The sequence below is a fragment of the Amycolatopsis sp. NPDC114503 genome (genome assembly GCF_055633655.1).
On the sequence record NZ_JBVKDT010000012.1, the window covers coordinates 115291 to 139135 of the forward strand.

Annotated in this window: 23 protein-coding genes; 8 read left to right on the plus strand and 15 right to left on the minus strand. The window is 69.6% G+C overall.

The genetic code is table 11. From position 1 onward, the window contains the following. Positions 1-72: 72 nt before the first annotated feature. The 5 genes from ACZ7OI_RS38510 to ACZ7OI_RS38530 all read right to left on the minus strand — a co-directional run bounded on the left by ACZ7OI_RS38510 (position 73) and on the right by ACZ7OI_RS38530 (position 6870). Positions 73-3210, minus strand: coding sequence for a TIM-barrel domain-containing protein (locus tag ACZ7OI_RS38510; protein WP_470269047.1), 3138 nt, complete (start codon positions 3208-3210; stop codon positions 73-75). A 288-nt stretch (positions 3211-3498) separates the two neighbouring features. Then, positions 3499-4335 carry a class II fructose-bisphosphate aldolase gene (locus ACZ7OI_RS38515; protein WP_470269048.1) on the minus strand — a complete coding sequence of 279 codons (837 nt, stop codon included), beginning with the start codon at positions 4333-4335 and terminating at the stop codon, positions 3499-3501. Further along, positions 4332-5219, minus strand: a complete 888-nt coding sequence (locus ACZ7OI_RS38520; protein WP_470269049.1) for a 1-phosphofructokinase family hexose kinase — start codon at positions 5217-5219, stop codon at positions 4332-4334. Before ACZ7OI_RS38520 ends, ACZ7OI_RS38515 begins: the two co-directional genes overlap by 4 nt. Next, on the minus strand, positions 5216-6037 hold the full coding sequence (locus ACZ7OI_RS38525; protein WP_470269050.1) for an ROK family protein: 822 nt from the start codon (positions 6035-6037) through the stop codon (positions 5216-5218). The genes ACZ7OI_RS38520 and ACZ7OI_RS38525 overlap by 4 nt, the downstream gene beginning before the upstream one ends. Next, entirely contained in the window at positions 6037-6870 is an 834-nt protein-coding gene (locus ACZ7OI_RS38530; RefSeq protein WP_470269167.1) for an SIS domain-containing protein, read from the minus strand. The genes ACZ7OI_RS38525 and ACZ7OI_RS38530 overlap by 1 nt, the downstream gene beginning before the upstream one ends. Before the next feature lie 503 nt (positions 6871-7373). On the opposite strand from ACZ7OI_RS38530, the gene ACZ7OI_RS38535 reads away from it, so the two are divergent. Continuing rightward, positions 7374-8006: a VanZ family protein gene (locus ACZ7OI_RS38535; protein ID WP_470269051.1), complete on the plus strand. Its 633-nt coding sequence runs from the start codon at positions 7374-7376 to the stop codon at positions 8004-8006. Positions 8007-8384: 378 nt separating this feature from the next. Here ACZ7OI_RS38535 and ACZ7OI_RS38540 read toward each other — a convergent pair whose 3' ends face one another. Beyond that, complete coding sequence (locus tag ACZ7OI_RS38540) at positions 8385-10562, minus strand: MGH1-like glycoside hydrolase domain-containing protein (protein ID WP_470269052.1); 2178 nt, start codon at positions 10560-10562, stop codon at positions 8385-8387. A 558-nt stretch (positions 10563-11120) separates the two neighbouring features. Between ACZ7OI_RS38540 and ACZ7OI_RS38545 the strand changes: the two genes are divergently transcribed. Then, positions 11121-12104, plus strand: coding sequence for a S1 family peptidase (locus ACZ7OI_RS38545; protein WP_470269053.1), 984 nt, complete (start codon positions 11121-11123; stop codon positions 12102-12104). A 259-nt stretch (positions 12105-12363) separates the two neighbouring features. On the opposite strand, the gene ACZ7OI_RS38550 is transcribed toward ACZ7OI_RS38545, so the two are convergent. The 6 genes from ACZ7OI_RS38550 to ACZ7OI_RS38575 form a co-directional block, all read right to left on the minus strand. Further along, on the minus strand, positions 12364-12807 hold the full coding sequence (locus ACZ7OI_RS38550) for a hypothetical protein (protein WP_470269054.1): 444 nt from the start codon (positions 12805-12807) through the stop codon (positions 12364-12366). 242 nt (positions 12808-13049) lie between these two features. Continuing rightward, complete coding sequence (locus ACZ7OI_RS38555; RefSeq protein WP_470269055.1) at positions 13050-13640, minus strand: 3,4-dihydroxy-2-butanone-4-phosphate synthase; 591 nt, start codon at positions 13638-13640, stop codon at positions 13050-13052. 20 nt (positions 13641-13660) lie between these two features. Further along, positions 13661-14341: a GntR family transcriptional regulator gene (locus ACZ7OI_RS38560; protein ID WP_470269056.1), complete on the minus strand. Its 681-nt coding sequence runs from the start codon at positions 14339-14341 to the stop codon at positions 13661-13663. Between the two features lie 42 nt (positions 14342-14383). After that, a complete protein-coding gene (locus tag ACZ7OI_RS38565) occupies positions 14384-14875 on the minus strand; it encodes a flavin reductase family protein (protein ID WP_470269057.1) in 492 nt (163 codons plus the stop codon). Positions 14876-14913: 38 nt separating this feature from the next. Continuing rightward, entirely contained in the window at positions 14914-15342 is a 429-nt protein-coding gene (locus ACZ7OI_RS38570) for an ester cyclase (protein WP_470269058.1), read from the minus strand. A gap of 31 nt (positions 15343-15373) precedes the next feature. Next, entirely contained in the window at positions 15374-16849 is a 1476-nt protein-coding gene (locus ACZ7OI_RS38575) for a purine-cytosine permease family protein (protein ID WP_470269059.1), read from the minus strand. 319 nt (positions 16850-17168) lie between these two features. Between ACZ7OI_RS38575 and ACZ7OI_RS38580 the strand changes: the two genes are divergently transcribed. From ACZ7OI_RS38580 to ACZ7OI_RS38605, 6 genes are read left to right on the plus strand one after another with little or no spacing between them, the layout of a single operon-like run. Beyond that, positions 17169-17789 (plus strand): amino acid synthesis family protein, encoded by a 621-nt coding sequence (locus ACZ7OI_RS38580; RefSeq protein WP_470269060.1) that lies wholly within the window; start codon positions 17169-17171, stop codon positions 17787-17789. Beyond that, the gene (locus ACZ7OI_RS38585; RefSeq protein WP_470269061.1) at positions 17786-18337 is read left to right on the plus strand and encodes an amino acid synthesis family protein; all 552 of its coding nucleotides are present in this window, start codon (positions 17786-17788) and stop codon (positions 18335-18337) included. The genes ACZ7OI_RS38580 and ACZ7OI_RS38585 overlap by 4 nt, the downstream gene beginning before the upstream one ends. 6 nt (positions 18338-18343) lie before the next feature. After that, the gene (locus ACZ7OI_RS38590) at positions 18344-19075 is read left to right on the plus strand and encodes an alpha/beta fold hydrolase (protein WP_470269062.1); all 732 of its coding nucleotides are present in this window, start codon (positions 18344-18346) and stop codon (positions 19073-19075) included. Next, positions 19068-20555: an aldehyde dehydrogenase gene (locus tag ACZ7OI_RS38595; protein WP_470269063.1), complete on the plus strand. Its 1488-nt coding sequence runs from the start codon at positions 19068-19070 to the stop codon at positions 20553-20555. The genes ACZ7OI_RS38590 and ACZ7OI_RS38595 overlap by 8 nt, the downstream gene beginning before the upstream one ends. 2 nt (positions 20556-20557) lie before the next feature. Continuing rightward, the gene (locus ACZ7OI_RS38600; protein ID WP_470269064.1) at positions 20558-20770 is read left to right on the plus strand and encodes a tautomerase family protein; all 213 of its coding nucleotides are present in this window, start codon (positions 20558-20560) and stop codon (positions 20768-20770) included. Then, the gene (locus ACZ7OI_RS38605; protein WP_470269065.1) at positions 20767-21810 is read left to right on the plus strand and encodes an LLM class flavin-dependent oxidoreductase; all 1044 of its coding nucleotides are present in this window, start codon (positions 20767-20769) and stop codon (positions 21808-21810) included. Before ACZ7OI_RS38600 ends, ACZ7OI_RS38605 begins: the two co-directional genes overlap by 4 nt. A 10-nt stretch (positions 21811-21820) precedes the next feature. Here ACZ7OI_RS38605 and ACZ7OI_RS38610 read toward each other — a convergent pair whose 3' ends face one another. The 3 genes from ACZ7OI_RS38610 to ACZ7OI_RS38620 all read right to left on the minus strand — a co-directional run bounded on the left by ACZ7OI_RS38610 (position 21821) and on the right by ACZ7OI_RS38620 (position 23843). Then, complete coding sequence (locus tag ACZ7OI_RS38610; protein ID WP_470269066.1) at positions 21821-22183, minus strand: hypothetical protein; 363 nt, start codon at positions 22181-22183, stop codon at positions 21821-21823. A gap of 361 nt (positions 22184-22544) precedes the next feature. Next, on the minus strand, positions 22545-22874 hold the full coding sequence (locus tag ACZ7OI_RS38615; protein WP_470269067.1) for a hypothetical protein: 330 nt from the start codon (positions 22872-22874) through the stop codon (positions 22545-22547). A 249-nt stretch (positions 22875-23123) separates the two neighbouring features. Then, positions 23124-23843 carry a sulfite exporter TauE/SafE family protein gene (locus ACZ7OI_RS38620; RefSeq protein ID WP_470269068.1) on the minus strand — a complete coding sequence of 240 codons (720 nt, stop codon included), beginning with the start codon at positions 23841-23843 and terminating at the stop codon, positions 23124-23126. Positions 23844-23845: the final 2 nt, after the last annotated feature.

The window sequence follows — 23845 nt, forward strand, 5'->3', positions numbered from 1 at the left end:
CTTCGGCAGGTCCGTGAAGGGCTCCTTGAGGGAATCAGATTCCCTCAAGGAGCCCTTCACGGACCAGAGCGGTCAGGCGATCGCGGCAGTGAAGAAGTGCAGCGCCGAGTTCGACGGCAGGGTGACCGCGACGACTCGTTTGCCCGGGTCGAGCGGGACGGAATTCGCGAACACCCGGTAGGCCACCGTCGGGTAGGCCGGACCGGACTTCGTGTTCTTGCCCTGCACCGAGGCGACCGTCGTCGCGCCGTACTGGGCCGGGTCGGAGCAGCACCAGTTCGGGAAGCCGAGTCCGGACTGGCCCGTGCTGCCGTCGGCGTACCGGACGACGACCGTGCCGTTCGCGGCCGACCCGGTCCCGGTGCCGGTCAGGACCAGCTTGGAACCGCTGCCCTGCACGGCGACAGTCTGGCCGCCCGCCACGACATTGTCCGGTTTCCCCGCACCGGCGTCGGGCCAGGTCGCCTGGGCGCCGTTCGCGGTGAACGGCGCTCCCGGTTTCAGGCCCGCTTCGGCGAGGCCGTCGGCACGGAAGCTGCTGCCGCCGCCGTCGAGGTCGCCGTCCGCGACGTGTGCCGCATCAGTGACCCCGACATTTCCGTATGCCGCGGCCACCGTCCCGTACGGCACCGTGACCATCGCCGACCCGGCCGCTTCGTGAATGCCCAGTCTGGCTTGGTATTTGGCGGTGGCGGTCAGTTCGTAGTCAGCCGGGTGCAGTCCCGCGTCCGGCGTGAGCCGCACCGGAACCTGCACCGTCTGGCCCGGCCAGACGAGCGCCGGGGCCTGCGACACCTCCGCGCGGAAACCGTTGGCCTGCACCGACAATGCCACATTCCGCAGAGGCAGCGGAGTGCTGTTGGTGAAGCTGACGGAGGCCGACGCGGCCTGGCCCGGAGTAGCCGTAGCCGGGACGGAAAGCCGCACCGAGGCGTTGTCGTCGGAGGGGAAGAACCCGCCGACCGCGCTCGTCCCGAGCAACCGGATGTCCTGGGCGGCACCGGAATCGATCGAGCCGGTCTTCACCCGCACGACGCCGCGCGCGGACGGGTCGTACCACCAGCCGGACTGGGCTTTGTCCAGCTCCGCCTTGCTGGCGTACTGCCGCAGCGTGCCGTGGCCGCCCAGCACCGCCGCCGGTTTCGTTCCCGTGTGGACGGACAGCTGGTAGTTCCGCGCCGCCGGTTTCCCGGGATAGGACCCGGCGCTCGCGCCGATCCCGACGGTCACCGTGCCCGGCCCGGACTGCGGCGCGTCCACCGTGAACGTCTGCCGGGCCTGTGCGCCGCGCTGGTAGCCGCGCGTGACGCCGTCGTCCTCGGCGAGGGTGAAGCTGCCCTTGCCCTGCGGGTAGACGTCGACGTCGAGCTGTCCCTTGTCCCGGGTCTGCCAGGACGTCGTGCCCTCCGCCCACATCGGCACCACGGCGCCGCCGCGGACGAACAGCGGCAGCTTGTCCAGCGGCGCGTCGTAGCCGTCCACAGTGGTCGGACCGGTGTAGGTCTTGCCGCTCCAGTAGTCCACCCAGGTGCCCTTGGGCAGGTAGATGCCGTTGCGCACGGACGAGCTGTCGTAGACCGGGGCGACCAGGAAGTCCGTGCCGGACAGGAACTCGTACTTCGCCTTGTCCGTCCACGCGTTCGGGTCGCCGGGGTACTCCAGCGCCAGCGGCCGGACCTGGCCGACACCGGTCTGGTGCGCCTGGACCGAGTAGCTATAGGTGTAGGGGAGCAGCCTTTCCTTCAGCAGCAGGTACTTGCGGTTGATCGAGGTGTAGGGCTCGCCCTGGCGCCAGGGCTGCTTGTCCGACTTCGCCCAGCCGTCCATGGTCATCGCGACCGGCAGGAAGGACTTCCACTGCAGGTCGCGGACGTAGGTTTGCGGGCTGCCGCCGAAGATGCCGTCGATGTCGCCGGTGTTGTAGGCGATCCCGGACAGCGTCGAGCCCGCGTAGGTCGGGATCTGCCATTTGATGTAGTCGTAGGAACCGGATTGGTCGCCGCTCCACAGCACGCCGCACCGCTGCGCGCCGGCCCAGCTCACCGGCTGCCAGACGAACCCGCGCGCGTCGCTGTTGTCCTCGATGCCCTTGTGCGCGGTGTCGCAGGCGTCGAGGGCGAACTGGTAGCCGGGACCGACCCAGGCGACGTCCAGTTTGCGCACTCGGACGCCCGCCTTGACCTCCTCGGCTTGGTTGGGCACGCCGTTCTCGGTCCACAGGCCGAGCTGCATTTTGTTGTCCCGCAAGCCTTCGCCGGTCTGCTGGAGGTTTTCGTAACCGCAGCCGTAGCCGTCGTTGACCAGCATCCAGCCGTTGGGCATGCCGTGTTCCGGATAGCCTTCGGCCACCTTCACCGCGTCCAGGGTGTGCCGTTCGCCGCGGTTGGCGTTGTGCAGGTAGCAGTCGGAATCGCCGGTCTCCAGGCCGTAAATGGGCGGGAGGAAGGGCTTGCCGACCAGATCGGTGTAGCCGGAGACGACGTCCTTGAGCCCGTCGCCGACGACGTAGGTGGCGTCGAAGCGGCGCTCGTCGTGGGTCGTGCGGACCGGACTGGTGAACGAGTAGCTGCCGGGCGCGAAAGTGTTGCGCAGCACGCCGTAACCGGCCGTTGAGGCGTAGAACGGCTGGGAGTTGGGCGCGCCGCCGTCGTTCCAGTTGTCGTCGGCGAAGATCTTGATGGTCTGGTCGCGGTGGCTGAAGCGGCCGTTCTGCTCGCCGCCGCCGACGTACTGCTCGGTCGCGCCGCGGGCGAGCGTCTGCGTGGTGGTGTCCCCGGTCCAGGACAGCGGAGCGGACTCGGCCCAGAGCTGCTTGCGGTCCGCGCCGTCGTAGAGGGCGAACTTCATCGGGTGTTTGTAGGCGCGGAGCGTGGCCTTGCCGGTGCCGATGGCCCAGTAGGAGCCTCGGTCGGTGCGCTTCGGCGTCGCAGGGGGATTTCCGTTCGGCAGCACGATCTTGCTGCCCGCCGGGTCGGTGAAGGTTCCGTCCGGCGCGAGCCAGACCCGGACCGCGGCCGCGGTGGGGAAACTGACCCGGACCGCCGCCTTGCCCGCGGTCAGGGTGGTCACCGGGCCGTCTTCGGAGATGCCGGTCAGGTCGCCGAGCTGCCCGGCGGGGGCGGTGGCGGCCTGTGCGGTGGCGGGGGCTGCGACGGCCAGCAGGACCAGCACTGCGGCCAGACAGCGAAGAGGTTGCAGATATTTGCTCATTGCATACCTTCCTTGCGCATTAAAATGCACATTGCGCTCTTGTATAGCGCACTCAGGCAGCGAAGTCACCGGCCGAAGCGGTGGAGCAGACTTCCGTCGGTAGTGGGATTCACAGGTGCGCACCGGTCGCTGGCGCGCTGAGTTCGCCGGGAGAGAAGCGGGTCACCGGCGCCCCTCGGAGCGGAAAGGCACGGACGTCCGCTGCGCGCCAGATCTGTTTGACGGCAGCACGATTCGCGCGGCGTCGCCTCCCTCCGCCTCAGCCTGTTCCCGACGCTCCCGGCCGCCTCAACCGGCCAGCAGTCGGAGCAGCCGGGCCGTCTCGGTCGCCACCGCGGACCGGCCGAGCCGCACGTACTTGCGCGGGTCGACCGCCTCGGGCTGTTCGTCCAGGAACTGCCGTACCGCGCCGGTGAACAGACCGTTGAGGTGCGTCGAGATGTTGATCTTCGCCATCCCGCCGGTCACCGCGCCGCGCAGTTCGTCGTCGGAAAGACCGGAAGACCCGTGCAGCACCAAGGGCACCGGGACGGCCTCCCGCAGCCGGGCCACCAGTCCGCGGTCGACCCGCGCGGTGCGCGACAGCATCGCGTGCGACGTGCCGACCGCCACGGCCAGCGCGTCGACCCCGGTAGCGGCGACGAACTCCGCGGCCTCGGCCGGGTCGGTGCGGGCGCCCGGCGCGTGCACGCCGTCCTTGCCGCCGACTTCGCCCAACTCGGCTTCCACGGCGATTCCCGCGGCGTTGCAAAGGTCCGCCATCGCGCGGGTGCTGCGCACATTGTCCGCATAGGACAGTCGCGAACCGTCGTACATGATGCTGTGCACGCCCAGTCCGACGCCTTCGCGGACCAGTTCGGTGTCCTCGATATGGTCGAGATGCACCAGCACCTCCACCGACGCCCGGCGCGCGATCTCCAGCGAAGCCGCGGTGATCGGAGCCAGCCCGCCGTGGTACTTCACGCAGTTCTCGCTGATCTGCAGGATCACCGGCAGCTGAGCCTGTTCGGCTCCCGCGACGATGGCCTCGGCGTGCTCCAGCAAAATCACGTTGAACGCGCCGACCGCGCCGCCGCGGTCCTGGGCCGAGGCGAGCAACCGGGTGAAGGCGGGGCGGGTGATCATGCGGATTCTCCGTTCAGGAATCTGCGGTAGGCGAGCACATCGATCTCTCCAGCGACGGGACGCAGCACGGCAGCCGCACCAGCTGCCGCCGCCTGGCACAGCGCCGCTTCCCACGACAGTCCGCGCACGAGCGCCGCGGCCAGGCCAGCGGTCGCCGCGTCTCCGGCACCGGTGGGGTTGCCGCGCACACCGGGCACGACGGGAACCGAGACGACCCCGGACGGGCCGTGCGCGGCGATGCCGTCCTCGCCCCGCGACACCACGACCATCCCGGCGCCAAGCCCGGACAACGTCGCGGCGCCCGCGGTTTCGTCGTCGGCACCGGTGGCCGCGAGAAGTTCCTCCCGGTTCGGTTTCACGTCGGCCCCGGCCCGGGCGGCGGCCAGCAAAGCGGGCCCCGACGAATCGACCAGCGTCCGGACCCCGGCTTCCCGGGCCAGCCGTACCCAGTCGCCGACCAGTCCCGGTGCGGCGTTTCGGGGCAGGGAACCGGAAATCACGAGCAGCTCCGCGTCCCGGAGCCGGGCGGCGAGCAGCGCCGAGAACGCCTCCCACTCCGCTGCGGACAGTTGGGGCCCCGGCTCGGCATACACCGTGGGATGGCCGTCGCCGGTGACCGTGACCGTCGACCGGGTCTCGGCTTCGCATGGAGCCAGGTCGAACGGAACCGCCAGCGCCGAGCCGAGCCAGCGGCCCGCGTCGCCGCCGAGCGGAAGCACAGCGTGCACCGGAATGTCCAGCGCGGCAAGGACATGGGCGACATTCACGCCTTTGCCGCCGGCTCGCCGCTGGACCTCGAGCACCCGGTTCGTGCCGCCGAGCGTGTGAGCGCCGACCCGGTAGGTGATGTCGACCGCGGGGTTGGGCGTGGCGACGACGATCATCGCAGCGCCATCAGCGTCGCACCCGCCACGGCGGCCCGATCCCCGTGGTGCGCCTGGACAATCGCGGGCGCCCGCAGCGCCCCGAGCCGATGCGCGACCGCGCGGGCGAGTGGGTCGAGCAGCAGTGGTCCCGCCTCGGCGAGGCCGCCGCCGACGACCACAGTGGAACACCCGGCCACAGCGGTGGCCCAGGCGATCGGCTCCGCGAGCGCGCGGACGCACTCGTCCCACGCCTCGACCGCGGCGGGGTCTCCGTCGCGAACCCGCACGGCGACGGCAACCGCGTCCGGGGCCCCGACGCGCCGCGCTAGCCCGGCCGCCGACGCGACCTCCTCGACGCGGCGGCCGTCGGGCAGCCGGACCTGGCCGACCTCGCCCGCCCACGGGCCCGCGTCGAACACCTCGCCGCGCACCACGAGCGCAGTCGCGAAACCGGTGCCGACCGGCGCGAACAGGACTGGTCCCGGAGCTCCGGCCGCCGCTCCGGTGCGGGCCTCGGCGAGCGCGCCCGCGCGGACGTCCTGCCCGAACACGAGCGGGATGTCGAGGCGCGCGGAGACGAGATCGCGGACGGGGACGTCCTCCCAGCCGAGGTTGACCGCCTTCACGCACCGCCCGGCGCGCTCGTCCACGATCCCCGGGACGACCAGCCCCGCCGCGTCGACCGGATAGCGCGCGACGGCACGCGCCACGAGATCGGCGAGCGCCGCGGGATCGCCGAACGGCGTCGGCTCGCGCCATTCGGCGAAAACGGAACGGCCGTCGGCCACGCGCATCTTGACCGTCGTGCCGCCGACGTCGATGCCGAGGACGGCCATCAGGCGAGGATGACCGAACGGGTCAGGGCGCGCGGGCGATCGGGATCGAGCCCGCGCCGCCGCGCCAGCGCGATCGCGAACCGCTGCGCCACGACCAGCCCGGCGAGCGGGTCGAGGTCGTGGTGCACGAACCGGGCTCCGGTGCGGGCGACCTCGCCGGCCAGCCCTTCCGGCGTCTCGCCGAACGACCACACGAGCCGGCCGGGCTGCGCGATCGCGATCGGGCCGTGCCGGTAGTCCATCGCGGGGTAGGACTCGGCCCAGAACTGCGCCGCTTCCCGGGTTTTCAGCGCGGCCTCGTAACTGATGCCGACCGCGGCACCGCGCCCGATGAAGGTGACCTGTTCGGCGTCAAGCAGCTCGTCGACCGGTTCCAGCAGAGCGCGCTCGGCTTGCCGTGCCAGCTCGTCGACGTCGTCGCCGAGGCCGGTGCGCAGCAGTGCGAGCGTGCTCGTGGCGAAGCGGGTCTGCACCACCGAACGCTCATCGGCGAACGGCAGCTCGACCACCTCGTCCGCGGCCGAGGCCGCCGGCCCGTCGCCCACCGCGGTGATCAGCGTGGTGCGCTGTCCGGCCATCGCGGACAGCAGCTCGATGATTTCGGTCGTGGTGCCGGACCGGGAGATCGCGACCACGCGGTCGTACTCGCGGCCGGCCGGGTATTCGGACCCGGCGAACGCGTCAGTGACGCCGAGGCCCCGCTGCTCCCGCGCGGCGGCATAGCTCATCGCGACGAACCAGCTGGTGCCGCACCCGACCACGGCCACCCGCTCGCCAGGCTGCGGCAGCACCGTGGCGGCCGCCACGGCACAGTCCGCCGCGGCGCGCCACATCTGCGGCTGGGAGGCCAGTTCGGCGGCCACGAAGGAACCAGGCCCCGGCGCGTCGGCCGCGTCGGGTGTGGGGGACTCCGGAGAGAACGACTCGGGGGAAGACGGCTCTGTCATGAAGGCCCTTCGATCCGTGAGCGGCAAAGTGAGCGCAGGCCTCAGTGTAGACGATCGTTTGTGCTTGAAGTAAGCGATTTACGTCATCTTCAATCATCACAGGTGGCCGTGATGGTCGCCCGGCGCTTCTGCCGGCGGAACTCGCCCGTCGCGAGCCCTCGCCGACTCCCAGCCCGGCGCGGGCCGGCTCCGGCGGCAGCTACACGACTGGCGTAACTGTGTGCCCCGGCCGACGAGTGAACGTCCGGTCGAACCCACTGCAAGACCCGGCATTCGGCGCTACAGCCGGTGCGCGGCCTCCACCAGGTCGGGTGATCGCGACGACAGGACACCCTCCCGGACCGATGCGAAGGTGATCTTGCGATGGGTGTGTTCAGGGAGAGGCGCGGATGGACACAGTGGTCGGACGGATCATCCCGATGACGGTCGTGGCGTTGCCGGTGTCGCAGGTCCTGTGGGTGGTGCTGGCGGTGCGCCGGAGCAGGCGTTCGCCGGCCTCGATCGCGACGTTCACCGCCGCGATCGACACGGCGATCCTGCTCTGCGCCGGGCTGGTCGTCGTCCTGGTGACGGCGCCCGCCGGGGACGGCGAAGGCAGCACCCTGCATCTGATTCCGGGTCAGGACATCGCCGAACTGGGAGGAGACGCGGGCTGGCAGATCGCGGGAAACCTGGTGCTGCTGGCACCGCTGGCGGCGCTGGTCCCGTTCCGCTTGCGCTGGCTGCAGTCGCTCGTCCGAGTGGCAGCGGCCGCGGCGCTCGTCTCGATCGGGATCGAAACCGTGCAGTATCTGCTGGACGCCGGCCGGGTCAGCGCCACCGACGATGTACTGCTGAACACCATCGGCGCCACCGCCAGCGCGAGCCTGACTCGCGGTCTCTGGGGTGTTCTTTCCCCGACGATCCCTCGCCCTCGCGAAAGCATCGAGACCGCAGCCTCAAGCCCCGCCGCCGGGCTGCCGGATTTTCGCGGTGCTGCTCGCTCGGGGGACCCGGACTCGCCCGCCCCTGATCTGGTTTAGCGCGCAGGCACGGCCTGTCCGTGTTTTCGCGAACGGCTGACGGCGGAGGCAATCCGCACTAGCCGCATCGGCAACAGCGCCGCCGGGCCTGCCGAGCGGTCCACTGTGGAGCATCAGCGTGGCGTTGCCGCACTCCCGTCCCGGGACGGCACACACAAGGGCCTTCGCCCGAACCGCCGCGTCGAGGTGCCGTTGCGTCCTCCTGCGCTACCGCGAACTTGCCGAGTTGGGCCGACCACGGCGGAGGTGACGATGCTGGACGAGACAGATGCCGCGGGACGCTGATGCGACCAGCCAGCTGAACGCGCCGTGCGTGTGGCCGAATCTCGAGACCGGGGGCCGACAACGGTCGGCCCCCGGTGGCTGACGGTCCCCGCGTCAGCCTCGCTGCGGATGGTCGAGCGCCAGCAGCATCGCCGCCGACCAGCTGAAGCCGCGTGAGTTCATCGGCGCGCCGTCGGTGGGGTTGTAGTTCTCCATCAGCGGCCCGTTGCCCGACATGCCGGCCGCGTTCGCGCGCAGCTGGTCGGCCAATGCCGCTGAGTCGGCGCCGTATCCGTAGCGCTGCAGGCCCGTCAACGCGAAGTACGCGTGGTCCAGCCAGACCGCGCCGCGCCAGTAGCCGGTCGGCTGGTAGTACGGCGAGCTGGCCGAGGTGGTCGGGAACGGCATGCGGGTGTCGAATTCGGTGGGGGACAGGAGGTTCTTCCGCACGGCTGCCGCCTGGCCGGGAGTGGCGACGCCGGCCCACAGGGGGATGACGCCTTCGATTCCCTTGCCGCGTGCGGTCAGCCGCCGGCCGGTGCCCAGTTCCGTGTCGTAGAACCAGCCGGTGGCCGGGTCGAACATGGTGCGCTGGACGGTGGCCGCGACGACGGCCGCCGAGGCGCGGTAGGACTGGGCGGCGCGGCGGTCGCCGAGCCGGTCGGCGATCAGCGCCAGGGTCTTCTTGTCCATCACCAGGTAGGAGTTGAGGTCCACGGACTCCTGGGCGAGTGACGAACCGACGACCTGTCCGGACGGCGAGGTGTTGTCCACGACGGTGGTGCCGAGCTTCGCGTCGAAGCGCGGCGCGTTGTCCATTCCGCTTTCCCACGCCGCCGCCAGCCGCTTGTCCTCGGCGGTCGCGTTGGCCGGATCGACGGTGGCGCCGTACTCGGCGAGGCCGTTGCGATCGTGGTCGCGGTCGCGGTACCACCAGGCGTGGTAGGCGGCCAGCTTCGGGTACATCTCGCGCAGGAACCCGAGATCGCCGTTGCGCTGGTAGACCGACCAGACCGCCCAGGCCGCGAGCGGCGGTTTGGAATTGCGCTCGTTCCAGTTGCCGCCGCCGCGGGCGGGGTCGTTGTAGAAGACGGCGTCCGGGATCATCCCGGCGTCCTGCGGCCGGGTCGCCGACGCCGCGGTCACCTGGTAGTCGAACATGGAGCGGATCTGGGATTCCGCCAGTGCCGGATCGAACACCGCGGTGCCGACCGCCTGCTTCCAGGTGTCCCACGCCCACAGGCCGTTGAACCACTTGTTGGAGATCGCGGGCGTGATGCCGTCGTGCTTCAATGCGCCGGCTGCACTGCGCCAATTGGTGATCAGCGTTTCGGTCGCCTTCACCGCCAGCCTCCGCCGGTTCGGCGGCACTCCGCGAGTGGCCGCCGCGACGTAGCCGTGCCAGCGAGCGTCGTTCTCGGCGGCGGTGCGCCAGGGCTCAGCCAGTGCGCGTTTCGCCGCCGGCGCGTCGGCGGCGGCCTCGGCGGGGGTGAAGGTGTAGGACTCGGTCCAGGTCAGCGTTCGCCGGCCGTGCGGGCCGAGCTGCAGGGGTGCGTCGCGGGTGGTGGTGTACGTGTCGCCGGTGACCGTGGTGGTCACCGGGTCGGCGTGAGCGACCTGGAACCGTTCGGTGCCGTCAGTCAGGTAGTCGTTGGTTTCGCGCACCTTGGCGAAGCCGACAGCGACGCCGTCCTTGGTCGCGGAGAGCCGGGGAGCGTCGTGTTCGGGTCCGGCGTCCGGCCGAGGCAGTGTGCCGCTCCATCCTGCGCCGACCGACCGCCGCCGGTGCTCCGTGTTCTCCACAGTGGCCTGGACCAGTGCGGTGCGGTTGCTGGCGTAGCGCAGTTCCATGACGACGCGCAGGCCGTCGACTTCGAAGCTCTGCCGCAGCGCGCCGGGCAGCGAGCTGAATGCCGGACGGCGAGCGTCGGCGAGGTTGATCCGGTGCCCGGCTTCGTTCAGGCTGAGCCGGCTGAAACCGGCGCTCAACCACCACGGGTACTCCTGCGCGAGGTACAGCGGCCCGGTGAACGCACCGTAGGACGCGTTGTCGCCGACCTTGGGCAGCGCGTAGGCGTGCCACGCGCCGCGGTCGGCGAATACGTTGATGTCGCTGACGTCGCCGCCAGCCGCGCCGGGCAGCGCCGATGCGGGCACGCCCTGCAGATCGAGCACGTCCGCGTAGGACGAGGCGGCCTCCTCCCCGGAGTACTCGGACGCGACCGCAGGGGGCGGGAGAAGGAGAGCGGCACCGACGGTGATTGCCGCGAGAGCTGTGCGCGAACGGAACATGACCACCTTCCTGAGCGAGGGAATCGACTCGCCCGGAACACCGCGGAGCCAGCGGGATCGCCAGCAGCCGCAACGGTTCGGGGTGTCGCTTCTCCACATCAACGGGGCACGATATCGCCAGGCTGCCAGCGTGCCCAGACCCGACGCGATCTTGGTCGGTTCGAAGGTTTCCGCGTGCTTTCGTTGGTCTGCAACGGGCAAGACGCGGCCGCACCCCGCCGGCTTGAGCACGGCGGCATCGGCCGGATCGGGCGCGCCGCGTTCGCTACCGTCGCTGCGCCGTTCGGGCGCGGGATTGCGACAAACGTGAACATACCTTCGTCGGTGTCGCGCTTGCCCGGAACTGTTCGAGAATCACGAACCTCAGGTTGATCACGTTCCGTTTCCACGACGAGACCGCCCGGACGGGAGGCTCATGGTCCTGATCCGGTCGCCCGACGCCCCAGGGAGGAGATCCCTCCGCACCTAGCCGAGCCCGGCACCGAATCCGGAGGCCCGGATGCGGGCTCCCCATTCGGTGCACGTCCTTTCTCTCCCGTTCCGCACAGGAGGAAACACATGCGATCGACACGTTTCAGGCTGAGCGTCCTCGCCGTCGGCTCGTTCGGCACGCTGGCCCTCGCCATGACCACCGTGCCCGCCGCGTCCGCGGCGGCGACACCGGCCTCAGTCATGAGCAGCCTCGGCTCCGCCACCGGCGGGCACTACCTCGACGCCAGCGGCGCTTCAGTCGTCACTGTGCTGAACGACGCCGACGCGGCCAAGGTGCGCGCTTCCGGCCTGAACGCGAAGGTGGTGAAGTACAGCCTGGGCCAGCTCGGCACGCTGAAACAGCAACTGGACGCCACCGGCGGCGTGCCCAGCGCCGGTTGGGGCCTCGACCTCGCCCGCAACCAGGTTGTCGTCGACGTCTACGACGCCACCCCGAAGGCACAGAAGGACGCGCTGCTCGAGACCGCCCGCCAGCACGGCGACATGGTCCGCGTCGAACACCATCCCGGTGCCATGTCGTTGTTCATCAAGGGCGGCGACAAGATCAGCAACGGCCAAGCGTCCTGCTCCAACGGGTTCAACGTGGAGAAGGACGGCAAGAAGCTGCTCCTCTCCGCCGGCCACTGCGAGAAACTCGGCGGCGGCGGTCCGTGGAACGACGGCCAGACCGTCGACGCGGTGTTCCCCGACGAGGACAACATGCTCGTGGAGAACGCTTCGGGCGAGGGACCGAGCGAGATCAACGACGGCACCAAGATCACCGAGTTCGCCGACGCGACAGTGGGCGAGCAGATCAAGCGCGCCGGGATCACCTCCGGCGTGACCTCAGGCGAGGTCACCAAGGTCGACTACACCTTCGAAGCGGAGGGCTACACGGTCTACCACGAGTTCTGCACGACCGCGCACTCCGACCACGGCGACTCCGGCGGTCCGGCCTACGACGGGGGCAAGGGCCTCGGCACCCTCTCCGGCGGAGACACCCAGACCTCGTGCTTCTTCCCGGCGACGCTGTCGGCCAAGCGGTACGGCGTGACGCTGCCCCAGTCCTGACCCGAAGGTGCCGTCGGGAGGCGCTGGTCCTTCCGGCGGCACGTCCAGCGTGCTGATTCATTCCTGGCTGGACGGCCGGTTGTCGGCGGGTGACGGGGTCGCGCGCCGACAACCGGTATTTCTGCGGGTGAAGGGGCAATAGAGGTGCTGCGAGCCCCTGACCTCTTCGGTCGCGGGCCGGAACGAACCGCGCAATGCTTCTTCTAGTGGCGCCGACGAAAATTCCGCCGGGGCAATGCTGAATGCGGATCGACGGCGATTACTTCCGTTGTTCGATCCGGTAGCTGCCATTGTTGCCGAGCACGAATCGTTCGAGGGGGTAGTAGGTGCGGTAGCAGCCGATTTTGAAGACGCAGAGCGCGATCTTCGCCTGCTTCACCAAGGTCGCTTCGTAGTGCGTGGATCCGGGGTAGCTGAGCTGGTTCTGGATGAGGCCCTGGTAGTCGGCGACACCGCCGCCGTCCTCCTTGAGGTAGTCGTAGTGGCGGATGTTGCTGACGGTCTTGCCGTCGTAGCACCAGTCGACTCGCACGGCCCATTTCACCGCAGTGGCGTGGGTGGTGCTCGGGTAGCTGATGTAGCGATCCGCGAACGTGCAGCTGGTTTTGGCCAGCGCGGCGGACGCGGGCTGACCGGCGGATGCCGTGGCTGCCAACGCCACCGTCGCGGACGCCGCGAGGACTGCCTTTCGAAGCACCTGCACGACCGGCCTCATTCCTCTGTGGACACCGTGGGCGGTTGATCGACTTCACATAGTAAGAACCCGGTTGTGGAGGCGCAACGGACACGAACGGGTGGACAGGCCGCGTCTCGTCCGCGAATCGGGTTGCCCGAAGCTGCCGGAATTCATTTCCTCGAGGAAATGATTCTGGTGTGCCGACCACTGGAGTTCGTGCTGCGAAAATACGAGATCGCTTACCACTCGGCTCGCCAGAATCCCGCCCGTCAAAGACTGAGCTGTACGGGCTCCCAGGTCGCCATAGGAAGTCCGTGCTCAGCAGCGAATTGGGCGGCCGAGAAGTCGTCGAGCAGCTCGCCCCGGTCGTCGACCAGGCGGCACGCCATCGCGACGGGATGGTGACCGGCAGCGGAGACGAGGCCGACCGCTCGTTCCCACACCCGTGGGCGGCCCGTGTCAGCGCAGCGGATCGGCAGCACGTGTCCGGGCCGGATCAGATCTGCGGGGACAGCGTGCGGGTCGGCGAGCACCTGCATGGTCCGGGCGCGGTCGCGGGCGGAGATGCCGGTCCCGGTGCCGACGGCGTCGACGGCGACCGTGAACGACGTGCCGCTGTCTTCGGAGCCGAGTACCGGCTGGTCGGGGATCCGCAGACGGTCGAGCCAGGCGGACGGGGCGGCGGCGTGGAGGAGGCCGCTCGAATACCGCACGGCGAAGTGCAGGAGTTCGGGTGTCGAGGACTGGGCGGGCAGGACGAGCACTGCTCCGTCGTCGTCAGGAAGCACCGCGGGGCGGCCGGAGGCGAGGGCTGCACGAACAGCGTCGGTCGGTGCCGGAAGGGTGCAGAGGTCGGTCATCGTGGGTTTCCTTGCGGTCGTCAGGGTGCGCTGTCGCCGGTGCGCAGGCCCGCGAGCAAGGCGCGCCGGCTGGCGCGGACGTGTTCTCGCATGACCTGTTCGGCGCTGTCGCCGTCTTTGGACAGGATCAGTTCGAGGACGTGGTGGTGTTCGCGGTCGGACTGGTGCGGCCGTCCCGGTTGTTTGAGCGAGGTGGTGACGAGGCGGGAGTAGGCGAGCTGGTTCATCAGGGTGCGGTAGTGCGCTTCGAGTTTGCGGTTGTCCGCGCCGACGATGATCAGGTCGTGGAATTCTTCGACGAGCTGGGCGTAGCGCGCCCGGTCGTCGGCGTCGACGGCGAGGTCGGCTTGGCGCAGATTCTCTTTGAGCTGGTCGATCTCGGGCACTTGGCCGCGCTGGGCGAGCAGGCGCGCCGCGGCTCCTTCGAGGAGTTCCTTCATTTCGAACAGTTCGGTGATTTCCCGGCGGGACGGTGCGGTGACGAAGGTGCCGACGCGCGGGCGGATCTCGACCAGGCCTTCGGTCTGCAGCTGTTTGAACGTTTCCCGCACCGGGGTCCGGCTGACGCCGAACTCCTCGGCGAGCGCGAGTTCGGACAGGCTCGTCCCGGGCGAGACCTCGCCGGCGATGATGCGCCGCCGGATCTCGGCGATCAGCCTGCCCTGGATGGAGCCGGTGCTCGTCCCGTTGACGCCAGCCATGGTGCCTGTCTCCCTTCGCCTGTCCCGCGTTCCGCTGCCTGCCTAGGCCAGCGGGTCGAGGGCGCTTCCGTCGAAGAACCTACCTGCGCTGTACACCATCGACGGGATGTCGGCGGCCTCCGCGTGGACGACCCGGCAGATGAACACGGTGTGCGTGCTGGCCAGCAGCCGCTCGCGGATCTCGACCTCCATCCGCGCGGCGCTGCCCTCAAGGAGCGGGCTGCCGTGCGGGCCCGGCGTCCAGTCCAGGCCGGCGAACTTGTCGGCGGATTTCGTCGCGAAAGTCTTGACGACGTCGAGCTGCCCGGCGGACAGGATGTTGATCGCGAGGTGCCCGGTCCGGTACAGGCAGTCGTGCGTGGAGGACGTGTGCTGGACGGCGACCATCACCGTCGGCGGGTCGAGGGAAATGCTGGAGAACGCGTTGACGGCGAGCCCTCGCGGGGTGTCCTCGTCGAGGGCGGTCACGACGGTGACGCCGCTGACGAACCGGCTGTTGACCTGCTTCATCAGGTCCGGGTCGGGGAAGGTCATCGGGGTGTTCCGCAAAGGCGGAGCCGAAGTCATGGCGGTCACCGGTCCTGTCCGACGGCGACGATGCCGAGTGCGGTGAGCAGGGCACGCGGGTCCCAGGTGACTGTCTCCTCGACGATGCGGTCGTCGCTGAACCGCGCGAAGGTGGCCCCGTTGACGGCGACGGACCGGTTCGTCGCGGGAACGCCGAGGAACGATTGGGTGTGGGAGCCGGTGCTGTGCCAGCGAATGGCCGCGCGGTCGCCTTCGACGACGATTTCGTCCACGACGGTCGTCAGGTCCGGGAACGCGGAGCGGGTCGAGACGATGGAGGCTTTGAACTGGTCGCGGTCGTGTTCGGCGCCGCCGCTTTCGATCCGGCGGTAGCCGGGGCTGAGCAGGTCGTCGAGAGCGTCGACCTCGCCGCGGTCCCAGGCGCTCTCCCATGCGTCGCGGATGCGGTCGCGCCGGGAGTCGTTGTCGCGCATGACGATGTGTCCCTTCTCTTGGTGCGGGCGGTCAGGATGTCCGGGCTTTGCTCTTGACCTCGGCGGCACTGACGGCGGAGTCCTCGAAAACCGGTTTCTCGCGGTGCCACAACGGAGGCAGCCGGTAGGTCAGGACGAAGACGATCGCTGCGACGCCGAAGCCGACGAAGTACGACAGGTCGCCCCACTCGGGATGCGCTTTCGCCATGGGGCCGACGTAGAACGACAGGTTCCAGAAGAGCGCGGAGACCGCCGCGCCGACCACCCAGGCGACGAAGCCCCATTCGAGGATCCGGCGGGAGTCGTAGAGTTCGTCGATGCGCGACCGGTCGCGCCGGTGCCCGAGTGCGTAGTCGAGGAGCAGGACCGCGCCGAACGGGGCGATCAGGTATGCGCCGAGGAACAGGAAGGTCTTGAACTTCGCTTCGAAACCCTCGTCCGCCCACAGGCTGATGGCGTAGGCGACTGCGCAGATGGCGGTGACCGCGGTGCGGCGGCTGATCGGGATCCGCAGCGTCTGCACCGAGATCGCGCCGCCGTAGACGTTCAGGAAGTTCTGCGAGAACGACGAGATCAGGATGACCAGCAGCGCGGGGATGTGGAACGGGCCGGTCAGCCGGTCGAGCGCCTCGATGGGGCTCTCGCCGGACGCGGCCGAGTTGCCCAGCAGCGCGCCGGCGATGCCCAGCCAGGACAGCGACAGGAAGTTGCCGGCGAAGGTCCAGACGCCGGTGGCGCGGTTGACGCGGTTGCTGTCGGGCAGGTAGCGGGAGTAGTCCGAGGCGAACGGCCACCAGGCGATCAGGAACGACAGGAAGTACCCGGCGAAGGTGATCCAGCCGCCCGTGCCGCCGATCCAGCCGGACGCGTGCGGGTTGGCCTGGAAGCTGCCGGTCCCGCCGCGGCTGACGGAGACGACGGTGATCATCACGAAGCCGAAGAACAGCACGACCGCGAGGATCCGTTCGAGGTAGTGGATCATGTTGTAGCCGAACACGGCCACGACGAGCTGCAGCACGACCAGGACCAGGGTGCCCAGCCAGTAGGGGACGGCCGGGGCGAGCGCCTTGAGCGCCTGCCCGCCGAGGATGACGGTGACCGCGGCCCAGCCGATGCCGGCGAAGACGTTGACGTAGGCGACCGGGATGAAGTTCCCGAAGAACCCGAGCGGCCCGCGGGCCTGGATCTGCTGGGCGACGCCCAGGCGCCCGCCCATCCGGGAGAAGACGCCCATCAGCACCGCGCCGAGCAGCGAACCGCCGATGATCGCGGTGACCGCGGACGTGAGCGACAGCCCGAAGCCGGACGCGACGAACCCGAGCACCATGATCGGGAAGTTCATGCCGGCGGCGAACCAGATGAAGAACTGCGAGACGGGCTTGCCGTGCCGTTCGGAGTCGGGGATCGCGTCCACCCCGTACGGCTCGACCACCGCGATCCGGTCGCGGTAGTGCAGGTCCGGTGCTTCCCCGGCCGGTACCGGGGATGCAGCGTCGTTGCTGGGCATCGGATCACCTTTCGCAGGGGGATCGAAGCGGGGGAGACGGGGCGGACGGCTTGTGTCCGGAGCGGCCGGTACCGCGGCCGCGGCCACCTCCCTGGCATGCAAGAGAAGGTAGGCGTGGCCGCGCTTGCATGTCAATGGGCTGCGACGGCCCGTGCGGAAAAGGACCCGCGGCACGGCTGGCAGCTATGCAATCAGATCGCCTTTGAGCTGCGTTTACATGCGATTCTGCTCGTCGAAGCGGCACCTTTGGCGGGCCGCGGGGGTGCGGTCTGCGGCCGATCCCTTGACGTCTGACGCGCTCAGACTTACGGTCTGTGGCATGCAAGAGGAAGCGAGCGCTGACGAGATCGGCCTGCGCAAGGTCGTGGTCTACCGCGAAGAGGTGGTCACCGAGGCCGGTGCGCGGCCCGCGCGGCCCGCGGTGCAGGCGAGCGTCGCCGCGGTGCTGCGGAATCCGTGGCTGGGCACGAGTCCTTCGCGGGACCTGTCGCCGGAGGTCGTGTCGATCGCGCCGGTCCTGGCCCGGGTCCTGACCGGCCGGCTGCTGGGCGCACTGGGCGGGGTCGACGCCATCGAGGCGTTCGGGAAAGCCGCGGTGGTCGGCAACGCCGGCGAGATCGAGCACGGCGGCGCGCTGATCCACACCCCGTACTTCGGCAACCTGATGCGCGAATTCCTCGACGGCGAATCGATCATCTGCTTCGCCGACACCCGCGCGGAGGCCGGTACGACGCTGGTGGTTCCGTTGTGGCACAAGACCCACGCCGCGACCCGAAGCCACTACCAGACGGTCACCACGCGGATCTCCGACGCGCCCCGGCCCGGCGAGATCGTCGTCGTCGCCGCGGCCTCCACCGGCCCTCGTCCGCATCCCCGCATCGGGGACCGCACCACCGATCCCGCTGTCACCTCGAAGAAACTGGAGAGCGTTCCGTCATGAAGCTGCGCAAGATCGTCACTGTCGTCGAGGAGACCCTGACCGAGGGCGGCCGCCCGGTGGAGCCGGCCGCGCGGGTCGCCGTGGTCGCCGCGATCATCGAAAACCCTTGGCACGGAAAGGGATTCGTCGACGACCTGGCTCCCGGGATCGAGGCGACGGCCTCGGACGTCGGAGCCCTGCTCGCCCCCCGGGTGATGGAGGCGCTGGGCGGCCCCGCGGAGGCGTACGGCAAGGCTGCCATCGTCGGGTTGGACGGCGAGATCGAGCACGGCTCGGCGCTCATCCACACCCTGAAGTTCGGCGACCACTTCCGCAAGGCGGCCAACGCCACCACGCTGCTGCCAGCCGTCGAAAAGCGCGCACCGGCGGGGATCGTCTTCGACATCCCGCTCAAGCACATCACCGACGCCACGATCCGCTCGCACCACCAGACGGTCGAGGCCCGCATCGCCGACGCGCCGCACGCCGGCGAGATCGTCGTGGCTCTCGCCGCCGCCGCGCAGGGACGCCCGCAGCAGCGGCTCGCTCCGCTCACGACCGAGCAGTAACCGCCGATGACCGCGCAGACGCTGGTTCTCCTGCACGGCGTGGGCCTCGACCGCACCGTGTGGGAGCCGGTGACCGAACTGCTCGGCGGCCGGTTCCGGATCGTCGCGCCCGATCTGCCCGGCCACGGTTCGCGTCCGCCGGTACCCGAGGGCACGACACTGGGCGATCTCGCGGCCGGCGTCGCCGGAGAGATCCCGCCCGGCGCGCACGTGGTGGGATTCTCGCTCGGCGCGCTCGTGGCGCAGCACTTGGCGGTGCACCGTCCGGAGCTCGTGGCGACGCTGACCTCGGTCAGTTCGGTCTGCCGTCGTACCGAGGCCGAGCGGGCGGCGGTGCTGAAGCGCTTGGCCACGGCGGAGGCCGACCCGCAAGCGAGTACGGCCGCGTCGTTGCGCCGGTGGTTCGACGGGACGGAGGTGTCCGCGGACCGGATCCGCGCCACCGAAGCCACGTTGGAAGCCAATGACCCGGACAGTTTCGCCCGCTGCTACCGGGTTTTCGCGACGGCCGACGCGGAGATCGGGCCGCGGCTCGGGGAAATCCGGGCTCCGGCGCTCGCGGTCACCGGCGAACTTGACCCGGGCTCCACCCCGGAGATGACCCGTCGGCTCGCCCGGGCCGTCCCGGACTGCGCGGCGGAGGTGATCCCGGATGCCCGGCACATGCTTCCCGTCCAGAAACCCCGCGAACTCGTCACCTGTTTGACCGCATTCATCGGAAGGTGCTCCCATGTCTGAGCCGCGACGGCTGTACCACTTCATCGGCGGCAAGCCGACGCCGCCGGATTCGGGCGAGTATTTCCCGAGCGCCAACCCGGCCACCGGCGAGATTCTGTACGAGGCGGCGCGCGGCAACCACCGAGACATCGCCGCTGCCGTGGAAGCCGCCCGCAAGGCGTTCGACGACTCGCAATGGCAGGCGCTGAGCCAGACGCGGCGCGGTCATCTGCTGCGCCGCCTCGGCGACCTCATCGCCGAGAACGCCGAAGAGCTCGCTCGCTCGGAAAGCCTCGACAACGGGAAACTGTTGCGCGAAATGCGCGGCCAACTCGCCACTTTGCCGGAGTACTACCACTATTACGCCGGGCTTGCCGACAAGATCCAGGGCGACGTGATCCCCACGTCCGACCGGCGGGTCCTCAACTACACGGTCCGGGAGCCTCTGGGCGTCGTCGGCGCCATCACGCCCTGGAACTCGCCGCTCACCCTGACCAGCAGCAAACTCGCACCGGCTCTGTGCGCGGGCAACACGGTCGTGATCAAGCCGTCCGAGCACACGTCCGCGACGGTGCTGCGCCTCGCCGAACTCGCTGTCGAGGCGGGCTTCCCGCCCGGAGCGGTCAACGTCGTCACCGGGTTCGGCAGTGAGGCGGGGCAGCCGCTGGTCGACCACCCCGGGCTCGCGAAGATCTCGTTCACCGGCAGCACCGCGACCGGGTCGCGGATTGCCGCCGCCGCGGCGGGCCGGTTCGTCGGCTCGACGCTCGAACTCGGCGGGAAATCGCCGAACATCGTCTTCGAGGACGCGGACGTCGCGAACGCGGCAACCGGTGTGGTGGCGGGCATCTTCGCCGCCGCCGGGCAGACCTGCATCGCGGGCAGCCGGGTGTTCGCCCACCGCGCGGTGTACGACGAACTGCTCGAACGCGTCAGCGAGCGAGCCCGCAGCATCCGCATCGGCGACCCGCTCGCCGACGACACCGAACTGGGCCCGCTCGCGTTCCCGGACCAGCGCGACAAGGTCGCGTCCTATGTGGACCTCGCCCGCGGCGAGGGCGCCCGGGTGCTGACCGGCGGCCGCGCCACCGACGGCGGGCTCGGCGGCTGCTTCTACGAACCTACGGTGCTGGTGGATGTCCACAATGGAATGCGCGCCGTGCGCGAGGAAATCTTCGGTCCGGTCGCCGCGATCATGCCGTTCGACACCGAAGACGAGGTCGTGGCGCTCGCGAACGACACCGACTACGGGCTTGCCGCGGGCGTGTGGACGACGAATCTCGCCCGCGCGCACCGGATGGCGGCTCGGCTCGACGCCGGCACGGTGTGGGTGAACACCTACCGCGCCATGTCGCCGATGTCGCCCCGGCAAGGTTTCAAGGCCAGCGGTGCCGGCGTCGAGCACGGAACCGAGACCATCAAGGAGTACACCCGCCTCAAGAGCGTCTGGATCAACACCGACGAAGGCCCGGTGCCCGATCCCTTCGTGATGCGGGGCTGACCGTGCCGAACGTCGACATCAGCCTCGCCGAGGGCCGGACCGAACAGCAGATCCGCGACCTGATCGCGGCCGTGCACGAAGCGGTGCTCAGCACCGTCGGCACCCGGCCCGAACACATCCGCGTCCTCGTCCGCGAAATCCCCCGGACCCATTGGGCCACCGGGAACCAGACCATCGCCGAGATGAACGACGGCCGACCGAAGGAGTTTCAATGAGGTTCTCCCTCTTCGTCCACATGGAACGCTGGGACGAGCAGACCACCCACCGCGAGCAGTTCGAGAACCTGGCCGAACTGGCGCTCATGGCCGAGGCCGGCGGGTTCGGCACCGTGTGGGTCGGCGAGCACCACGCGATGGAGTACACGATCGCACCCAGCCCGATGCCCGTCCTCGCCTACCTCGCCGCCAAAACCAGCACCGTCCGGCTCGGCGCGGGGACCATCATCGCCCCGTTCTGGAACCCCGTCCGCGCCGCCGGCGAAACCGCGCTGCTGGACGTGATCAGCAACGGCCGCATGGAAGTCGGCATCGCCCGCGGCGCCTACCAGATCGAATTCGACCGGCTCGCCCCCGGCCTGAAGGCCACCGACGGCGGCAAGCACCTGCGGGAACTGGTGCCCGCGGTCCGCGCGCTCTGGCAGGGCGACTACGCCCACGACGGCGAAATCTGGCAGTTCCCGACCGCGACCAGCGTCCCCAAACCGGTCCAGCAGCCGACGCCGCCGATGTGGGTCGCCGCCCGCGACCCCGCCTCGCACGATTTCGCGGTCGAACAGGGCTGCAACGTCATGGTGACGCCGCTGATGAAGGGCGACGAGGAGGTGGCCGCCCTCAAGGAGAAGTTCGACACCGCGGTCGGCAACCACCCCGAAGTCCCGCGGCCCGAGATCATGGTGCTGCGCCACACCTACGCCCACTCGCCCGACGACCCCGACGGCTGGCGCCCGGCGGCCGCGGCGATTTCCCGGTTCTACCGCACCTTCGACGCCTGGTTCGGCAACAAGACCGCGCCGGAGAACGGTTTCCTCGAACCGAGCCCGGAAGCGAAGTTCGCCGACCGCCCGGAATTCGCGCTCGATTCCTTGCACCGGACCGCGATGATCGGCACCCCGGAGGAGATCATCGCGCGGCTCAAGGAGTACGAAGCCTTGGGCATCGACGAATTCAGCTACTGGACCGACAACAGCATGACGCACGAAGAGAAGAAGGAATCCCTCGCCCGCTTCATCTCCGACGTCGTGCCGGTGTTCTCCTGACTGACCGCCGTCACGCGCCGTCGGGGTCGTCGCGCTTCTGGCGCAGCGATCGGCGTACCAGCATCGCCGTCTGAGACGGCGCCGAACACGCGCTGTACCGCTTGCTGCGCCTCGAATGCTCTTCAACACCAATCGCAGCGCCGACGGCCGCGATGAAGAGCAGCCCGGAAACGAGCGACGTCGACTGGGTGCGCAGCGGGCCGACCCGCGGCTCGCGGCCGCGCAACCAGCGTCGCGACGACAGGCGCAGGTGGTCCCGCAACAGGGCCAGCGCGAACAGCGGCGCTGCCATCCCGACGGCGTAGACGGCCATTAGCAAGGCACCGTAGGCCGGGTGCGCGCCGAGCGCGGCGACAGTCAGGATGCCGCCCAAGCAGAGGGCCGGAGCAGAATCCGGCGAGGCCGTATACCGTGTCGAGCGCGAAAACCGGTACCAGGCTGGAGATTCGCCATTTCCCGGCGAACCGCCCGGCCGCGGTTCTGCCGAATCCCAGGCCGGCGATCGTCATCAGCCTGAGCAGCAGCAGTGCGCCGGCTTCGCGAGCCTGGCGGATCATGGTGACCGGCAGCAGCGCGACGTCGTCGAGCCCGCTCCGGCCGGGACGCCGGGGCGACCTGCCCCGGAACGTGGTCGCCGACTTCGCGGATCTGGTGCTGCCGTTCGCAAGGCTCTGGCACGGCAGCGGGTGTCGCTCAGCGGTTCGGGCCTCCAGGACGGCCCGGCGGACGCCGGATCACGGCGCCGCCGGGGCCCGGCTGAGGAATCCCGCATAGATGATCTTCAACAGCACCGCGTAAGCGTGCTGCTGGTCCGCGCTGATCTGCTGTTCCTCGGTCAGCCCGCTATTCAGCGCTTCGATCCGGCCGATGATGCGCTCCAGGTCCGCCAGGACGTCGACCGGCGCGGGAATGAAGATGCCTCGTTCCACGAAGCGGATCACCGTGCTCACGTACTCGTCGGCGCTTGCCAGGTCCGCCTTGGTGTTGCCCAGGTCGTGGTTCAGCACGCCGCGAGGGAAAGGAAGCCATCGCCACAGCGTGTACGCGTCCTGGAAACTCAGCATTCCGCTCCTCTTCCGGTTCCGCTTGCGCCGCAACGACACGATCCGGCCGTCCGGTCTGATGATCCCGCCCATGCCTTCGCGCCCGCGAGGTACTGCCCAGGCGTGATCGGACCGCCTGTCTCTCCCCAGTGCTTGCCGAAATCGTACTGGAAGCTGTGCTGCGGACAGGGAACGTGTTGTGCACCCGCAGCGGAATGTTGCCCGCACCCGGCCATCGATCGCGCCCAGTTGGCGTTACGCAGCCCGGGGTCAAGCGCTGATCATCGTCACCACGCCGGACGTCACGATCAGGCCGACGATCGCCCGGTCGAACACCGTGCGCGGGATCCGTCCGATGAGGCGGCCGCCGAGGATGTTTCCGGCCAGGGCGGCCAGGACCAGGGTCGGGAGTCGGGCGCCCAGGTCGGTGGTGTCGAACTGGCCTGCGGTGACCAGGAGGAGCAGGGACAGGCAGTTGGTCACCACGAAATAGCCCGCCAGGTCGCCGACGAAGGTTCTTGGCGGGACTTTTGCGGAGGCGAGCAGGACGGCTGGTGGTGCGCCGTTCAAAGAAGTGGTGGTGGAGAGGTAGCCGCCTAGCAGGCCGGCGACGGTTTGCTTGATCGTGGTTGCGGGGTGGGCTTCGCGGGTCGGGCGGAGCAGCAGGCGGAGGCCGGAGAGGACGACCACGGTGCCGGCCAGGATGCGGAGGGCGTGCGGCTGGAGCAGGTGCAGGGTGAGTGCGCCGGCGGCGGCGCCGGGGAGGCTTGCGGCGCCGAGGACGGCTACGCGGCGCCAGGCGATGTGGTTTCGTTCGCGGTGAAGCACCGCGAGCCTGGTGATCATGGTGGTGATCAGGTTGATCACGACGACCTGCGGCAGCGGAAGTCCGATGAGCAGCAGCAGGGGAGTGCCGACCAGAGACGCGCCGAAACCGGTCAGGCCGCCGATGAAGCCTGCGAAGGCGACGGCCAGGGCGCCGAGGATCATGT

Excerpts from the sequence above, each read along its gene's own strand:
- ACZ7OI_RS38510 (WP_470269047.1), bottom strand. The coding sequence starts at position 3,210 with ATGAGCAAATATCTGCAACCTCTTCGCTGTCTGGCCGCAGTGCTGGTC.
- ACZ7OI_RS38515 (WP_470269048.1), bottom strand. The coding sequence starts at position 4,335 with ATGATCACCCGCCCCGCCTTCACCCGGTTGCTCGCCTCGGCCCAGGAC.
- ACZ7OI_RS38520 (WP_470269049.1), bottom strand. The coding sequence starts at position 5,219 with ATGATCGTCGTCGCCACGCCCAACCCCGCGGTCGACATCACCTACCGG.
- ACZ7OI_RS38525 (WP_470269050.1), bottom strand. The coding sequence starts at position 6,037 with ATGGCCGTCCTCGGCATCGACGTCGGCGGCACGACGGTCAAGATGCGC.
- ACZ7OI_RS38530 (WP_470269167.1), bottom strand. The coding sequence starts at position 6,870 with ATGTGGCGCGCCGCGGCGGACTGTGCCGTGGCGGCCGCCACGGTGCTG.
- ACZ7OI_RS38535 (WP_470269051.1), top strand. The coding sequence starts at position 7,374 with ATGGACACAGTGGTCGGACGGATCATCCCGATGACGGTCGTGGCGTTG.
- ACZ7OI_RS38540 (WP_470269052.1), bottom strand. The coding sequence starts at position 10,562 with ATGTTCCGTTCGCGCACAGCTCTCGCGGCAATCACCGTCGGTGCCGCT.
- ACZ7OI_RS38545 (WP_470269053.1), top strand. The coding sequence starts at position 11,121 with ATGCGATCGACACGTTTCAGGCTGAGCGTCCTCGCCGTCGGCTCGTTC.
- ACZ7OI_RS38555 (WP_470269055.1), bottom strand. The coding sequence starts at position 13,640 with ATGACCGACCTCTGCACCCTTCCGGCACCGACCGACGCTGTTCGTGCA.
- ACZ7OI_RS38560 (WP_470269056.1), bottom strand. The coding sequence starts at position 14,341 with ATGGCTGGCGTCAACGGGACGAGCACCGGCTCCATCCAGGGCAGGCTG.
- ACZ7OI_RS38565 (WP_470269057.1), bottom strand. The coding sequence starts at position 14,875 with ATGACCTTCCCCGACCCGGACCTGATGAAGCAGGTCAACAGCCGGTTC.
- ACZ7OI_RS38570 (WP_470269058.1), bottom strand. The coding sequence starts at position 15,342 with ATGCGCGACAACGACTCCCGGCGCGACCGCATCCGCGACGCATGGGAG.
- ACZ7OI_RS38575 (WP_470269059.1), bottom strand. The coding sequence starts at position 16,849 with ATGCCCAGCAACGACGCTGCATCCCCGGTACCGGCCGGGGAAGCACCG.
- ACZ7OI_RS38580 (WP_470269060.1), top strand. The coding sequence starts at position 17,169 with ATGCAAGAGGAAGCGAGCGCTGACGAGATCGGCCTGCGCAAGGTCGTG.
- ACZ7OI_RS38585 (WP_470269061.1), top strand. The coding sequence starts at position 17,786 with ATGAAGCTGCGCAAGATCGTCACTGTCGTCGAGGAGACCCTGACCGAG.
- ACZ7OI_RS38590 (WP_470269062.1), top strand. The coding sequence starts at position 18,344 with ATGACCGCGCAGACGCTGGTTCTCCTGCACGGCGTGGGCCTCGACCGC.
- ACZ7OI_RS38595 (WP_470269063.1), top strand. The coding sequence starts at position 19,068 with ATGTCTGAGCCGCGACGGCTGTACCACTTCATCGGCGGCAAGCCGACG.
- ACZ7OI_RS38605 (WP_470269065.1), top strand. The coding sequence starts at position 20,767 with ATGAGGTTCTCCCTCTTCGTCCACATGGAACGCTGGGACGAGCAGACC.
- ACZ7OI_RS38615 (WP_470269067.1), bottom strand. The coding sequence starts at position 22,874 with ATGCTGAGTTTCCAGGACGCGTACACGCTGTGGCGATGGCTTCCTTTC.
- ACZ7OI_RS38620 (WP_470269068.1), bottom strand. The coding sequence starts at position 23,843 with ATGATCCTCGGCGCCCTGGCCGTCGCCTTCGCAGGCTTCATCGGCGGC.